This is a genomic window from Mycobacterium sp. ENV421, assembly GCF_002887815.1.
Classification (GTDB): domain Bacteria; phylum Actinomycetota; class Actinomycetes; order Mycobacteriales; family Mycobacteriaceae; genus Mycobacterium.
Window position 1 is genome coordinate 316,726 of sequence record NZ_PDHO01000002.1, and the last position, 12,687, is coordinate 329,412.

Consider the following 12,687-nt stretch of genomic DNA (forward strand, 5'->3'; position numbering starts at 1 on the left):
TTCAGTCCCGGCCGCTTCCGGCGGCCAATTGCGCCACCTTGCGCACCGCGTCCTCCAACACGTAGTCCGCGTCGGCTGCGGCACCCTTGACGTCGGCGTTCAACGCCGCGACCAGCCGCATTGCCGTCGCCACCTTGTCGCGCGACCAGCGCCGCGACTGCTTTTGCGCCTTCTGGATCTTCCACGGCGGCATCCCCAGCTCCGAGGCCAACCGGTAGGGGTCGCCGGATACCGGGCCCACCCGCGCGATCGTGTGCACCGCCTCCGCGAGCGCATCGGCGAGCACGACGTGCGGGACGCCGCGCAGCATCGCCCACCGCAACGCCTCGGCCGAGCCCGCGACGTCACCCACCACGGCCTTGTCGGCGATATCGAAGCCGGAGACCTCCGCCTTGCCGCTGTGATAGCGCCGGACCGCGATCGCGTCGACGTGACCGGCGGTGTCGGCGACCAGCTGTGAGCACGCCGACGCGAGTTCCCGGATGTCGGATCCGACGGCGTCGAGCAGCGCGGTGACGGTGTCGTCGTCGACCTTGACCTTCTGCCTGCGGAACTCGGCGCGCACGAAGTCGGCCCGCTCGGCGGCCTTGGTGATCTTGGCGCACGGATGCACCTGCGCGCCGAGTTTCTTGAGTTGATCGGCGAGCGCCTTGGCGCGCCCACCACCGGAGTGCGCGACCGCCAGCACGGTGCCGGGCGGCAGGTCGGCGGCCGCCGTCGCGATCAGCTCGACGGCCTCCTTGCCCGCCTCGGCGGCCGACTCGAGCACCACCACCCGCTCGTCGGCGAACAGCGACGGGCTGAGCAGTTCGGCGAGCTCGTTGACCGACACATCGCCCGCCCGCAACCGGTCCACCGGAACGTCGCCGCCGCCAGACGCGTCGCGGGCCAGCCGCATCACCTCGGAGATGGCGCGGTCGACCAGTAACTCCTCGTCACCCAGGATCAGATGCAGACCGTCTACCGTCGCGCTCACCCGATGATCGTTTCACGTGCGGCCGACAGCGGCGGACACCGACCTTCACGGATCGCCACACCAGCAGCGCGGCGAGCGAGGTCCCCGCGACAGTCAACACGCCACCGAGTCCGGACGGCACGCTCACCGCGGCGCCGGGAACATCCGCTGCGGTGGACGCGACGCGCAGCAGCCACCACAGCTCCGGACCGGTGAAGCGGATCAGCAGCCCGGCGACCGGCGGCAGCAGCCAGCACAGTGCGGCGGCCGCGGTACCCAGCATGGTGATCGGCGGGATCACCACGGCGACAGCCAGATTGGCGAGCACACCGACTACGCTCAGCTTGCCCGATATCGCGGCAACCAACGGTGCGGTGACCAATTGGGCGGCCAGCGCGATGCACAACGCCTCGGCCAGGGGTTTGGGCCAACCTCTGGCGACGAGCCGAGCCGACCAGCCGGGGGCCAGCAGGATGAGTGCGGCGGTCGCGGAAACCGACAGCGCGAAGCCCGCATCGACCGCCAGCTGCGGTGCCGCTATCAGCAATCCGAGGACGGTGGCCGCCAACACCGGAATCGCCTGCCGTCTGCGAGCGCTGACGATGGCCACCAATGCGATGGCACCCATCACCGCCGCGCGCAGCACACTGGCCGTGGGCTGCACGACGATGACGAACGACACCAGCGCGAGGGCCGCCAGCCCGACCGCCGCGCGCGGTCCCACCAGGCCTGCGGACAGCAGCACGGCGCCGCAGACGATCGTGACGTTCGCGCCGGAGACCGCGGTAAGGTGGGTCAGCCCGGCGGTTTTGAATTCCGTTGTGGTGGTGGCTGATACAGCGGAGGTGTCACCCAGCACCAGCCCCGGCAGGATGGCAGCCTGATCGGCGGGTAGCGCGTCGCGGGCGGATCGGGCGAAATGGTCACGCACCGCACGGGCCGCCCGCTGTGGTGGCGACGCCCGCCCCACTGTGGGCCGGCCGGTCGCGTTCAGCACGGCCACCGTCAAGTCGCGCCGAGTCGGCCGGCTGATGCGGGCTGCGAAGCGGACCGGCTGGCCGGCCATCAACTCGCCGAAACCCTGCGTCTGAGCGAAAACCACCACGCTGCCGGTCATCTCGGCGCCGTCGAACTGCGAGAGCGCGGCACGAAACATCAGTCGTCCACCGCCGAGCTGACGAGGCTCCTCCTGCGGCGTCACCGTCACTGTCGCGACCGCGCCGAACCGTTGGGCGACCGGATGTTCGCGAACGGCGTCGCTGCGCATCGCCGCGGCCACCGCGAAACCCGCACCGACCACCGCCGCGCCCACCACCGCGACACCGGCCGTGCGGAGAACTGGTACCTGTTCGCCACGCCATCGGGCCAGCGCCACCCAACCGATCGCGATGCCCGCGCAGGCCGCGGCCAGCTGCGGCCCCACCGCCCACGTGATCGCCGCCGCCGTGACCGCCCAGGCTGTCAGCGCCGCGGGCACCAGCCGCAGATCAAGCGCGGCGCCCAGATCCGTCACACCCGGACCAGGGCCCGTAGTTTCTCCAGGCGCGCCGGACCGATGCCGTCGACCTCACCGAGCTGGTCGACGCTGGCGAACTTTCCATTGGCGTCCCGCCAGGCGACGATCGCGGCGGCCGTCACCGGCCCCACCCCCGGCAGCGCATCAAGTTGCTCGACGGTGGCGGTGTTGAGGTTGACCGGCTCGGCAGGCCCGCCCTTTCCCGGCGCCGCAGGCGGATCGGACGCGGCGGGCGGTGTGCCCTTGACCGAACTGCCGAGTGCGCTCGGCTGGCCGGCCGGGGTGCCGATGCCGACGACGATCTGTTCACCGTCCGTGAGGTGGCGTGCCAGATTGAGCCCCAGCGTGTCGGCTCCGTTCAGTGCGCCGCCCGCGGCCGACACCGCGTCGGCGATGCGGGCATCCGGGGCCAGGGTCACCAGCCCTGGCTTGGTGACGAGCCCGACCACGCTGACCACCACGGGCTGGTTGGGATCCGGTCCGGGCCGCGCGGCGGCCGAGGACACCATCTCCACCGGCGGCAGCTTGGCCGACACCACCGGTGGTGGGTCGTCGCGCATCAGGGCGAACACCGTGATGAGCACCGCCACAACGGCGATCACCGCCAGGGCGATGCCACCCGAACGGCCGGGATCAGCGCGGATCGCGGCGAGCCAGTTCGCGCCGCGGTCGGCGCGCCCGTCCGGGATCCAGCTGGGGACCGGGACCTCGTCATCGTCGTCAGCATCAGTCGGTTCACCCGGCGGGTCACCCCGGAGGCGGCGTTGCAGGCCGGCCAGCGGTTGATCGGTTCGCATGCCGCGACCGTAGGGCGCGATGGCGACTGGAGATCCGCTGTGCGGGACTGCGCGGTGCGAACCTGTGGATGAATCCGGAACTGTGTACACGTCCGAACCTCGCCACCCAGGGAGCACCCCATGACCGCCATCACCGACCGCCCCATCCGGGTGATCCAGTGGACCACCGGCAACATCGGCCGCCGGTCGCTGCACGCGATCATCAGCCGGCCGGACCTGGAACTGGTCGGGGTGTACGCCCACGGCGAAGACAAGCTCGGCGTCGACGCCGCGGAGTTGTCCGGCTGGCCCGAACCCACCGGCGTCAGCGCGACCAACGACATCGATGCGCTGCTGGCGGCCAAGCCGGACGCCTGCTGCTACAACCCGTTATGGCCCAGCGTGGATGAGTTGGTACGGCTGTTGGAGGCCGGCGTCAACGTGTGTTCGTCGGCCGCGTGGATCACCGGCGGCAAGCAGTCGCCCGAAGACCTGGCCCGGATCCGAAAGGCCTGCGAGCAAGGCAATTCCACGATCTTCGGTAGCGGCGCGCATCCCGGCATGACGAACATGGTCGGCATGGTGCTCTCCGGCGCCTGCGAGCGCGTCGACGAGATCCGCATCACCGAGTCGGTGGACTGTTCGACGTATGAGTCGGCGGGCACCCAGTCTGCGATGGGGTTCGGCTGCGATCCCGATACCGAGGGTCTGGCCGAAAGTGTGCGGGTGGAAAGCGAGGTGTTCGCCGAATCCGCGGCGATGATGGCCGACGCGATCGGCGCGAAGCTGGACCGGATGACCTTCGACGTCACGTTCACCACCGCCACCGGCGACAGCGACCTCGGCTTCATGACGATCCCGGAGGGCACGGTCGGCGGCGTGTACGGCTACCACCGCGGCTGGGTGGGCGACCGCAATGTGGTCAGCGTCGGGTTCAACTGGATCATGGGCAGCCACGTGGTGCCGCCCAAACCACTCGAGCACGGTCACGTCATCCAGGTGTACGGCGTGCCCAACATGCGCACGGTGCTGCATTGCCTGCCGCCCAAGAACTGGCCTGAGCCGGGTTTCATGGGGCTGGGCATGATCTACACCGCGCTGCCGGTCACCAACGCGGTGCCCGCCGTTGTCGCCGCCAAGCCTGGCATCGCGACGCTGGCCGATCTGCCGCCGGTCACGGGCCGGTTCGCCGCCAGCTGACGGCGCGGGAATGAAACCGGACCACGGTCCGGTTACTTCGTGAGAGGCGCCGGGCACAGGGCACGGCGCCGCCGATCAAGGAGACCTCACGATGACCGCAGCAGTTCAGGCCACCGAACTCACCGGAACCTGGGCGATCGACCCCGTCCATTCGTCGATCAGCTTCTCAGTACGCCACCTCGTCGTCAGCAAGGTCCGCGGGACGTTCGGCGCGTTCAGCGGCGCCGTCACCGTCGCGGCCGACGGCACGCCAACGGTGACCGCCGAGATCGACGTCACCTCGGTCTACACCGGCAACGAGCAGCGTGACGCGCATCTGCGCGCGGCCGACTTCTTCGACGTCGAGCAGTACCCCACCGCCACATTCGCCTCGACGTCGGTGGTCCCCGACGGGGATTCCTACCGGCTCGAGGGCGACTTCACCCTCAAGGGTGTGACTCGCCGGATCAGCCTTCCCGTGCAGTTCAACGGCGTGAACCCCGGCATGGGGCACGGCGCGGTCGCCGGGTTCGAGGCGTCAGTGGTGCTGAACCGCAAGGACTTCGGCATCGACATCGACATGCCGTTGGAGACCGGCGGCGCGGTTGTCGGCGACAAGGTCACCATCACCCTGGAGATCGAAGCCCTCAAGCAGGCGTGAGGCGATCCGGCGGGGTGGGATCGAGTGCGACGACGATTCCCACCGCGCCGGCGCCGACGTGCACGCCGAGCACCGGGCCCAGGTCGGTGACGACCACGTCCCAACAACCGGGCAGCGCCGACGCCAGCGTGGCGGCCAATTCTCCTGCAGCGTCGGGACTGTCGATGTGGTGGACGGCGAGCGCGGCGTGCCGCTCACCCACCACCTCGAGGACTTGCTCGATCATCGCGGCCTGCGCCTTGGATGCGGTGCGCACCCGTTGGGCCAGCACCAGCCGGCCCTGTTCGTCGAGGCGCAGCAGCGGTTTGAGCGCGAGTGCCGTGCCCAGCCAGGATGCCGCGGCACCGATCCGGCCGCTGCGGCGCAGGTTGTCCAGCCGCTGGACCACGATGTAGGCCCGCACCCGCGACACGGCCGATTCCGCCTCGGCAGCAACGGCTTCCAGGTCAGCTCCGCCGAGCGCGGCACGCGCAGCGGCCAGTGCGACGAACCCGGTGCCCATCGCCGTCGACTTGGAATCCACCACCCGAACGGCGCCGTCGAACTCGCGGGCCGCGTATTCGGCGGCCCCCAGCGTGCTGGATAGCTCACCGGAGATGTGCACGGCCACCACCCCGTCACCGTCGCTGGCGCGCAAAGCCTCCCGATAGGCCGCGGACAATTCACTCGGTGTCGCGCCGGCGGTCGTCACATGACCGCGTTGATACAGATCGGCCGGGGTCGCGTCGACCCCGTCGCGCAGGTCGCGGCCGTCGACCAAGATGTGCAGTGGCACAACGTGGATACCGCAGGCGCGGACATCATCGGTCCGAAGCCGAGCCGACGAATCGGTGACCACGACGACGGCCATGGATCAGCGGTGCGGGTTGTCGAGTGGGACGCCTGCTTCGGCGAGGGCCTTGAGCATCAGCTCGGCGACGCCGGAATGCGCTTCGAAGTTCCAGTGGATACCGTCCGGGTTGCCGCGGCCGGCCAGCACCTCTTCGGCCACGGCGGCTTTCAGATCGACCACCGGAATGTCATGCTGCGCCGCCCACTCGTTGATCGCGGCAACTGTGCCGGGCCTGCCGCGATGGGACATGCCATAGGTGGGCGCGATGTGCACCGAGGGTACCGACGCGACCATCGGAATGCCGGGGCGGTTGAAGTCGATTGCACCGCGGGTCATTTCGAGGTACTCCACCGTCAGATGAGGCGGCAGCGCCGGGCGCGCGATCGGTGAGAGTTTCGGCTGAACCCAGCCGTAGCCGTCGCGCACCCAGCGGCGCAGCCAAGACGGCCGGACGTAGCGGATCAACTCACGCAGCGCGGTGGGCAGCGGCGAAGGCAGCGAATCCATCCCGCTGGTCGCGAAGATCACCGCACCGGCACGGGGCAGCGCGGCCCACGCCCGCGGATCCTGGGTGGCCGCCCACCAGACGTCGCGGCTGGTCCACCCGATGCGGCCGATCAGTTCGACATCCCAACCCAGTTGACGGGCAACGATATTCGGCCAGATCCGCGGATCGTCGGAGGGCAGGCCGCCTTGTGGACCGTAGTAGGACAGGGAGTCGCAGAAGATCAGCAACGTCGACTCAGAGGACATCGTTGGCCACCTGCGCCGAAGCGTTCCACACGTCGAGACGCCAGCGGATGTCCTCGAAGACCGCGTCGTCGGCACCGTGTCCGGACAGCTGCGCCCAACTCGCGTTGCCCATGCCACCCAGCACCGGCCAGTTCCCGACCGGAAGCCCGAGCAGCCCGGCACACAACGCAGCGATCAGTCCACCGTGGGCCACCAGCACCAGCGGGCGGTCGGGCTCGTCGACGCCCCATTCGCGTTCTGCGGCAACCAATTCAGCGACCAGCGGGATACTGCGGTTGGCAACATCAACCCGACTCTCGCCGCCGTGCGGAGCCCAGGTCGCGTCGTCGCGCCACGCCAGCCGCGCACCTGGCGACACGGCATCCACCTCGTGGTGGGTCATACCCTGCCAGTCGCCGAGGTGGGTTTCGCGAAGCCGGGTGTCGACCTCCACCCGCAGGCCGGTGCGCTCCCCCAGCGCCACTGCGGTGTCGTAGGCGCGGTGCAGATCTGAGGACACGATGCGGACGGGCTGACGCTTGGCCAGCACCTCGGCGGCGGCAACAGCCTGAGCCCGGCCCAGGTCGGTGAGCTCGCTGTCGAGCTGGCCCTGCATACGGCTTCCGGCGTTGTACTCCGTCTGTCCGTGGCGCAGCATCACCAGCCTGCGCACCCTCATGGAGCGTCCTCGACCTCAACGTCATCCAGGTTCACGCTCAGGAAGGGGCAGTCCCGCCACAGCCGATCCAGGGCGTAGAAGTTGCGCTCCTCCTGATGCTGGATGTGCACCACGATGTCGACATAGTCCAGGAGCACCCAGCGGCCTTCGCGGGTGCCTTCCCGGCGGGCCGGCTTGTATCCGGCCAGCCGCATCTTCTCCTCGACCTCGTCGACAATCGCGTTGACCTGTCGCTCGTTGGACGCCGAGGCGATCACGAAGCAGTCGGTGATCACCAGCTGGCCGGACACGTCGATCACGACGACGTTCTGGGCGAGCTTGGCGGCGGCGGCCCGCGCGGCCACCGTCGCCATCTGGACGGCTTCGTCGGACGCGGTCACGTGGTGGTCTCCTCGATTGTGGTGACGGACAGACGGTCCACCTGGCCCAAGTCGCTGTAGAGGTGGCGCTTGGACACGTACTGCACGACGCCGTCGGGCACCAGATACCAGATGGGCCGGTTCTTGGCCGCGCGCAGCCGGCAGTCGGTGGATGAGATGGCCAGGGCGGGCACCGAGACGAGGCTCAGTGCCTCCTCGGGCAGTTGGTCGAACGCGGCGACGATGTGTTGGCCGTTGAGCTCGTAACCGGGCCGGCTGACACCGACGAACTTCGCCAGCGCGAACAGTTCCTCCCAGTTCTGCCAGGACAGGATCGAGGCCAGTGCGTCGGCTCCGGTGATGAAGTACAGGTCGGCGTTGGGATTCAGCGCGCGCAGATCGCGCAGGGTGTCGCTGGTGTAGGTGGCTCCGCCACGGTCGATGTCGACGCGGCTCACCGAGAACCGGGGGTTGGCGGCGGTCGCGATGACCGTCATCAGGTAGCGATCCTCGGCCGGGGTCACCTCCCGGGACTTCTGCCACGGTTGGCCGGTGGGTACGAACACCACCTCGTCCAGCTCGAAGAGGTCGGCGACCTCACTGGCCGCAACCAGGTGGCCGTTGTGGATGGGATCGAACGTCCCACCCATCACGCCGAGCCTGCGCCGCGCCGAGGAAACCACGATTGACCAGCTTACGGGAGGCGCTGGTGCGTTTCCGCACGCTCGCGATCGGTCGCGGACTCTGTGCCCTGGCAAAGGCACGTGAGGGATATCACTAAAGTTCAGGTAGCCTTTTCCCCGAGTCGAGTTATGCCGATCAGGGGGCCTGTGATGAAGAAGCTCGGTAGCCGACGGATATCTGTGCCTGTGACCAGTGTGGTGGCTGTGGCCGCGGCCGTCGCGGTGGGGCTGACGCCGACGGTGTCGTCGGCACCGGTGTTGACCGCCGCCACCGTGGATTATCTGCGCGGCACGAATATCGGCTGGACCCCCACCGACCAGCAGTACCGCGATTTCATCTCCCGCGTGCTCGACGGCACCGACACCCCGGCGGCCACCCCCACCTCGGCAGGCAACATCGCCTACAACGCCGGTTTCTGGCCGGTGTCGAACAACTACATCTTCGACAAAACGTGGAACCAGTCCGTTGCGCAGGGCGTGCAGAACGTCGAAGCGCGTGACCCCCAGGGCGACGTCATCTTCGGACTGTCGCAGGGCGCGGTGGTGCTGTCCCGTTACAAAGCCGCCCACCCCGAGGGCACCGGGAACACCTTCGTCCTCGTCGAGAACCCGAGCCGACCCAACGGTGGAATTCTGGAAAGGTTTGCCGGACTGTACATTCCGGTCCTCGATATCAGCGTGAGCGGGGCGACTCCAGACAACGGCGATACTACGGTGGACGTCGCCCGCCAGTACGACGGCTGGGCCGACTTCCCCACCTACCCCTTGAATCTGTTGGCAACGGTCAACGCGATCATGGGGATGATCTACGTCCATGGTCAGACCCAGACCGAGCTCACCGCCGCCGACATCGAGGCCGCGAAGGCCGGCGGCAGCGCGTACTACCAACAGCACGGCGACACCACGTACTACCTCATTCGGACCCCGCTGGTCCCGCTGCTGATGCCGCTCAAGGGAATCGTGCCGGACCCGATACTTGGCGCCATCGATCCGGTCCTGCGCAAGTTCATCGAAATGGGTTACAACCGCGCCGATTACAGCACGCCGACCAGGGCCCAACTGCTGCCGGGCATCAGCCTGCCCGCCTTCCCCAGCCTGCCCGCTGCGCCCAGCGCCGCGCCGAAGGCCGTGACGGCGGCGGCAGCCGAACCGGAGGCGAGCACAGCCGAGGTGAGCAAGCCGGCGGTGAGCACACCTGAAGTGAGCGCACTGGCGGCCGCGTCGACGCCGAAAGCCGGCAGTCCCGCCAAGAAGGCCACCGGCGCGAAGAAGAGCGCCGCGTCGAGCGACTCGTCGGGCAGCGCTGCACCGAAGAAGAAGTCCACCGGCGGCAGCGCGCGGCCGTCGGCCAAGAAGGCGAGCTAGGCCGGATCTTTCAGGGCTGGCGCATGTCATGATCGGCTATGCCCACAGTCGTTGCCGCTCTGATCGCGGTGATCGGTGCCCTGATTCAGAGTCGCCGTCATAGGGACCGCAACCCGGCCGACGTCCACATGGTGTGGTGGATGGTCACAGTCGTCGGTGTCGCGTCGCTGCTGGGCGCCGCCTTCCACATCTTCGACGGCCCGCACACGGCGGAACTGATCGGCTACACCCGCGGCAATGGCGGTTTCCAATGGGAGAACGCGATGGGCGACACCGCAATCGGCGTCGTCGGCATCCTGGCGTACTGGTTTCGCGGCCACTTCTGGCTGTGCACGATCATTGTGCTGACCATCCAGTACCTCGGCGACGGTGCCGGCCACATTTACTACTGGCTGGCCGAAAACAACACCCGGCCGTACAACATCGGGTTCCCGTTGTGGACTGATTTTCTGCTGCCGATTGTCATGTGGGCGCTGTACATCTGGTCGCGGCGCACCGGCGGCGACGCGACGCCCAGGGCCTAGCGACTAGACCGAGATCGACGTTGCGTCGGGCTCCACTCGCACAAATTCGGCGAAACGTCGGTTTGGGCGAGGGGTAGGCGCGCTAGACCGGCAGCAGTTGGTCGATCACGGCGGCAAGCTGCTTGGCCGACCGGCATTCGTGCATGGTGATGACGTCTTCGTAGCGCGGGACCGCCGAATCGCCGCTGCCCCACAGGTGCCGCGGCTCGGGGTTGAGCCAGTGCGCATGACGGCTCGAGGTGACCATGTGGGCCAGCACCTCCACGGCCGGATTGCGGTAGTTGGTGCGACCGTCGCCGAGCACCAACAGCGAACTGCGCGGCGACAACACGTTGTGGAAGTTCTCGGTGAACGAGACGAACGCGTTGCCGTAGTCGGAGTGCCCGTCGCGGGTGTACACCCCCGCCTCGCGGGTGATGCGCTGGATCGCGACCGCGAGGTCGGCGTCCGGACCGAACAGGTGCGTCACCTCGTCGGTGGTGTCGATGAAGGCGAACACCCGAACCCGGGAGAACTGCTGACGCAGGGCGTTGACGAGCAGCAGGGTGAAGTGACTGAAGCCCGCCACTGAACCCGAGACATCGCACAGCACAACGAGTTCCGACCGAGCCGGGCGCGGCTTACGCAGCACAACGTCGATCGGCACACCCCCCGTCGACATCGACTTGCGCAGGGTCTTGCGCAGGTCGATGGCACCGGACCGGGACCGACGACGGCGGGCCGCCAGGCGGGTGGCCAGCATTCGCGCCAGCGGGCCGACGACCTTGCGCATCTCGCGCAGCTGATCCCCGGACGCCCGCAGGAACTCCACGTTCTCGGACAGCTGCGGGATGCCGTACATCTGGACATGGTCACGGCCCAGCTGTTCGGCGGTGCGCCGCTTGGTCTCGCTCTCCACCATCCGGCGAAGTTGTGCGATCTTCTGCGCGGCAAGCGCTTTGGCGATCTGCTCCTGCGTGGGGGTGGGGTCGTCGTCGTGCGGTGCGAGCAAGCCGGCCAGCAGCCGGCCTTCCAGCTCGTCGAGTCCCATCGCCTTGAGCGCCTGATACGACGAGTACGACGGGCCGCGACTCGAGGTGTAGCGGCCGTACGCCTCGACGATCTGGGCGATCATCGCGACCAGCCGCTCGTCCATGTCGCCGATGTCGGGGTTGTCGGCCAGCAGGTCCAGCAGCATTTCCCGCATGGCCTCGATGTCCTCGGGCGGCAGGCCCTGCTGGGGCTCCTCGTCGGCATCCTCGTCGACCAGCACGGTGCGGCCGCCCAGCGCGGCAGGCCACCACAGGTCGAACAACGCGTCGTAGGTCTGCCGGTGGTCAGCGCGCCGCAGCACCGCGCAGGCCAGTCCCTCCCGCAGCGCTTCCCGCTCCCCCAGCCCCAGCACCGTCAGCACCCGGCCGGCGTCGACAGTCTCCGAGGGGCCCACCGAGATACCTTGGGCGCGTAGCGCTTCGACGAACCCCACCAGATGCCCGGGCAACCCGTGCGGGGCCAGCGGCTGTGCGGGACGCACCCTGCGGACGGCCATCGGGCTAGTTCAGCCGAAGTTCGCCGGTGGCGCGCTGCTGATCGGACTGGTGCTTGAGCACCACCCCGAGCGTCGCGGCGATGGTTGCGTCGTCGATGGTGTCCATCCCGAGGGCCAGGATCGTGCGGCCCCAGTCGATGGTCTCGGCGACCGAGGGCACCTTCTTGAGCTGCATGCCGCGCAGCACCCCGATGATCCGCACCAGTTCGGCGGCCAGCGACTCCGGTAGTTCGGGCACCCGCGACAACAGGATGCGTCGCTCGAGGTCGGGGTCGGGGAAGTCGATGTGCAGGAACAGGCAACGACGCTTGAGCGCCTCGGACAGCTCCCGGGTGGCGTTGGAGGTCAGCACCACGAACGGAGTGCGCGAGGCGGTGATGGTGCCGAGTTCGGGCACGGTGACCGCGAAATCGCTGAGCACCTCCAGCAGCAGGCCTTCGATCTCGATGTCGGCCTTGTCGGTTTCGTCGATCAGCAGCACGGTGGGTTCGGTGCGCCGGATCGCGGTCAGCAGCGGGCGGGACAGCAGGAATTCCTCGCTGAAGATGTCGGACTTGGCCTGATCCCAGTCGTTCGACCCGGACTGCATCCGCAGGATCTGCTTGGCGTGGTTCCACTCGTAAAGCGCGCGGGCCTCGTCGACACCCTCGTAGCACTGCAGGCGTACCAGGCCCGACCCGGTGGTCTGGGCGACCGCGCGGGCGAGCTCGGTCTTGCCGACGCCGGCCGGCCCCTCGACCAGCAGGGGCTTGCCCAGCCGGTCGGCGAGAAACACCGCGGTGGCGGTTGCGGTGTCGGGCAGGTAGCCGGTCTCGGCCAGCCGCTTGGCGACATCGTCGATGTCAGCGAACAGCGGCGCCGGGCGGGCCGGGGTTTCAGTCACGGATTCTCCTGTTGT

General features: G+C 68.5%; 14 protein-coding genes. 4 read left to right on the top strand and 10 right to left on the bottom strand.

Going from position 1 to position 12,687, the window contains the following annotated elements; translation table 11 throughout:
- Position 1: 1 nt before the first annotated feature.
- The 3 genes from holA to CRM90_RS03770 are packed head-to-tail and all read right to left on the bottom strand — an operon-like array spanning position 2 to position 3,268.
- A complete protein-coding gene (holA, locus tag CRM90_RS03760) occupies positions 2–955 on the bottom strand; it encodes a DNA polymerase III subunit delta (protein ID WP_199189772.1) in 954 nt (317 codons plus the stop codon).
- Positions 936–2,441, bottom strand: coding sequence for a ComEC/Rec2 family competence protein (locus CRM90_RS03765; RefSeq protein WP_199189773.1), 1,506 nt, complete (start codon positions 2,439–2,441; stop codon positions 936–938). The genes holA and CRM90_RS03765 overlap by 20 nt, the downstream gene beginning before the upstream one ends.
- A 23-nt stretch (positions 2,442–2,464) precedes the next feature.
- On the bottom strand, positions 2,465–3,268 hold the full coding sequence (locus CRM90_RS03770) for a ComEA family DNA-binding protein (protein WP_102805645.1): 804 nt from the start codon (positions 3,266–3,268) through the stop codon (positions 2,465–2,467).
- 120 nt (positions 3,269–3,388) lie between these two features.
- Here CRM90_RS03770 and CRM90_RS03775 point away from each other — a divergent pair, with 120 nt between their 5' ends.
- Together CRM90_RS03775 and CRM90_RS03780 are read left to right on the top strand one after the other, a co-directional pair.
- A complete protein-coding gene (locus tag CRM90_RS03775; protein WP_102805646.1) occupies positions 3,389–4,447 on the top strand; it encodes an NAD(P)H-dependent amine dehydrogenase family protein in 1,059 nt (352 codons plus the stop codon).
- A gap of 91 nt (positions 4,448–4,538) precedes the next feature.
- Positions 4,539–5,087, top strand: a complete 549-nt coding sequence (locus CRM90_RS03780; RefSeq protein ID WP_102805647.1) for a YceI family protein — start codon at positions 4,539–4,541, stop codon at positions 5,085–5,087.
- Here CRM90_RS03780 and CRM90_RS03785 read toward each other — a convergent pair.
- The 5 genes from CRM90_RS03785 to nadD are packed head-to-tail and all read right to left on the bottom strand — an operon-like array spanning position 5,074 to position 8,372.
- Complete coding sequence (locus tag CRM90_RS03785) at positions 5,074–5,937, bottom strand: DegV family protein (protein WP_102805648.1); 864 nt, start codon at positions 5,935–5,937, stop codon at positions 5,074–5,076. The genes CRM90_RS03780 and CRM90_RS03785 overlap by 14 nt on opposite strands.
- 3 nt (positions 5,938–5,940) lie before the next feature.
- Positions 5,941–6,672: a diglucosylglycerate octanoyltransferase gene (gene octT, locus CRM90_RS03790; protein WP_102805649.1), complete on the bottom strand. Its 732-nt coding sequence runs from the start codon at positions 6,670–6,672 to the stop codon at positions 5,941–5,943.
- Positions 6,662–7,330: a glucosyl-3-phosphoglycerate phosphatase gene (gpgP, locus tag CRM90_RS03795; protein WP_102805650.1), complete on the bottom strand. Its 669-nt coding sequence runs from the start codon at positions 7,328–7,330 to the stop codon at positions 6,662–6,664. The genes octT and gpgP overlap by 11 nt, the downstream gene beginning before the upstream one ends.
- A complete protein-coding gene (rsfS, locus tag CRM90_RS03800) occupies positions 7,327–7,710 on the bottom strand; it encodes a ribosome silencing factor (protein ID WP_102805651.1) in 384 nt (127 codons plus the stop codon). Before rsfS ends, gpgP begins: the two co-directional genes overlap by 4 nt.
- The gene (nadD, locus tag CRM90_RS03805) at positions 7,707–8,372 is read right to left on the bottom strand and encodes a nicotinate-nucleotide adenylyltransferase (RefSeq protein WP_286145613.1); all 666 of its coding nucleotides are present in this window, start codon (positions 8,370–8,372) and stop codon (positions 7,707–7,709) included. The genes rsfS and nadD overlap by 4 nt, the downstream gene beginning before the upstream one ends.
- A gap of 180 nt (positions 8,373–8,552) precedes the next feature.
- Between nadD and CRM90_RS03810 the strand changes: the two genes are divergently transcribed.
- Both CRM90_RS03810 and CRM90_RS03815 read left to right on the top strand, forming a co-directional pair.
- The gene (locus tag CRM90_RS03810; protein WP_158248979.1) at positions 8,553–9,737 is read left to right on the top strand and encodes a PE-PPE domain-containing protein; all 1,185 of its coding nucleotides are present in this window, start codon (positions 8,553–8,555) and stop codon (positions 9,735–9,737) included.
- Positions 9,738–9,775: 38 nt separating this feature from the next.
- A complete protein-coding gene (locus CRM90_RS03815) occupies positions 9,776–10,261 on the top strand; it encodes a DUF6790 family protein (protein ID WP_102805654.1) in 486 nt (161 codons plus the stop codon).
- 82 nt (positions 10,262–10,343) lie between these two features.
- Here the strand turns inward: CRM90_RS03815 and CRM90_RS03820 are convergent, their stop codons facing one another.
- Both CRM90_RS03820 and CRM90_RS03825 read right to left on the bottom strand, forming a co-directional pair.
- Positions 10,344–11,789, bottom strand: coding sequence for a vWA domain-containing protein (locus CRM90_RS03820; protein ID WP_102805655.1), 1,446 nt, complete (start codon positions 11,787–11,789; stop codon positions 10,344–10,346).
- A gap of 4 nt (positions 11,790–11,793) precedes the next feature.
- Complete coding sequence (locus CRM90_RS03825) at positions 11,794–12,672, bottom strand: AAA family ATPase (protein ID WP_102805656.1); 879 nt, start codon at positions 12,670–12,672, stop codon at positions 11,794–11,796.
- Positions 12,673–12,687: the final 15 nt, after the last annotated feature.

Excerpts from the sequence above, each read along its gene's own strand:
- CRM90_RS03780 (WP_102805647.1), top strand. The coding sequence starts at position 4,539 with ATGACCGCAGCAGTTCAGGCCACCGAACTCACCGGAACCTGGGCGATC.
- CRM90_RS03820 (WP_102805655.1), bottom strand. The coding sequence starts at position 11,789 with ATGGCCGTCCGCAGGGTGCGTCCCGCACAGCCGCTGGCCCCGCACGGG.
- gpgP (WP_102805650.1), bottom strand. The coding sequence starts at position 7,330 with ATGAGGGTGCGCAGGCTGGTGATGCTGCGCCACGGACAGACGGAGTAC.
- octT (WP_102805649.1), bottom strand. The coding sequence starts at position 6,672 with ATGTCCTCTGAGTCGACGTTGCTGATCTTCTGCGACTCCCTGTCCTAC.
- CRM90_RS03815 (WP_102805654.1), top strand. The coding sequence starts at position 9,776 with ATGCCCACAGTCGTTGCCGCTCTGATCGCGGTGATCGGTGCCCTGATT.
- CRM90_RS03785 (WP_102805648.1), bottom strand. The coding sequence starts at position 5,937 with ATGGCCGTCGTCGTGGTCACCGATTCGTCGGCTCGGCTTCGGACCGAT.
- CRM90_RS03775 (WP_102805646.1), top strand. The coding sequence starts at position 3,389 with ATGACCGCCATCACCGACCGCCCCATCCGGGTGATCCAGTGGACCACC.
- CRM90_RS03770 (WP_102805645.1), bottom strand. The coding sequence starts at position 3,268 with ATGCGAACCGATCAACCGCTGGCCGGCCTGCAACGCCGCCTCCGGGGT.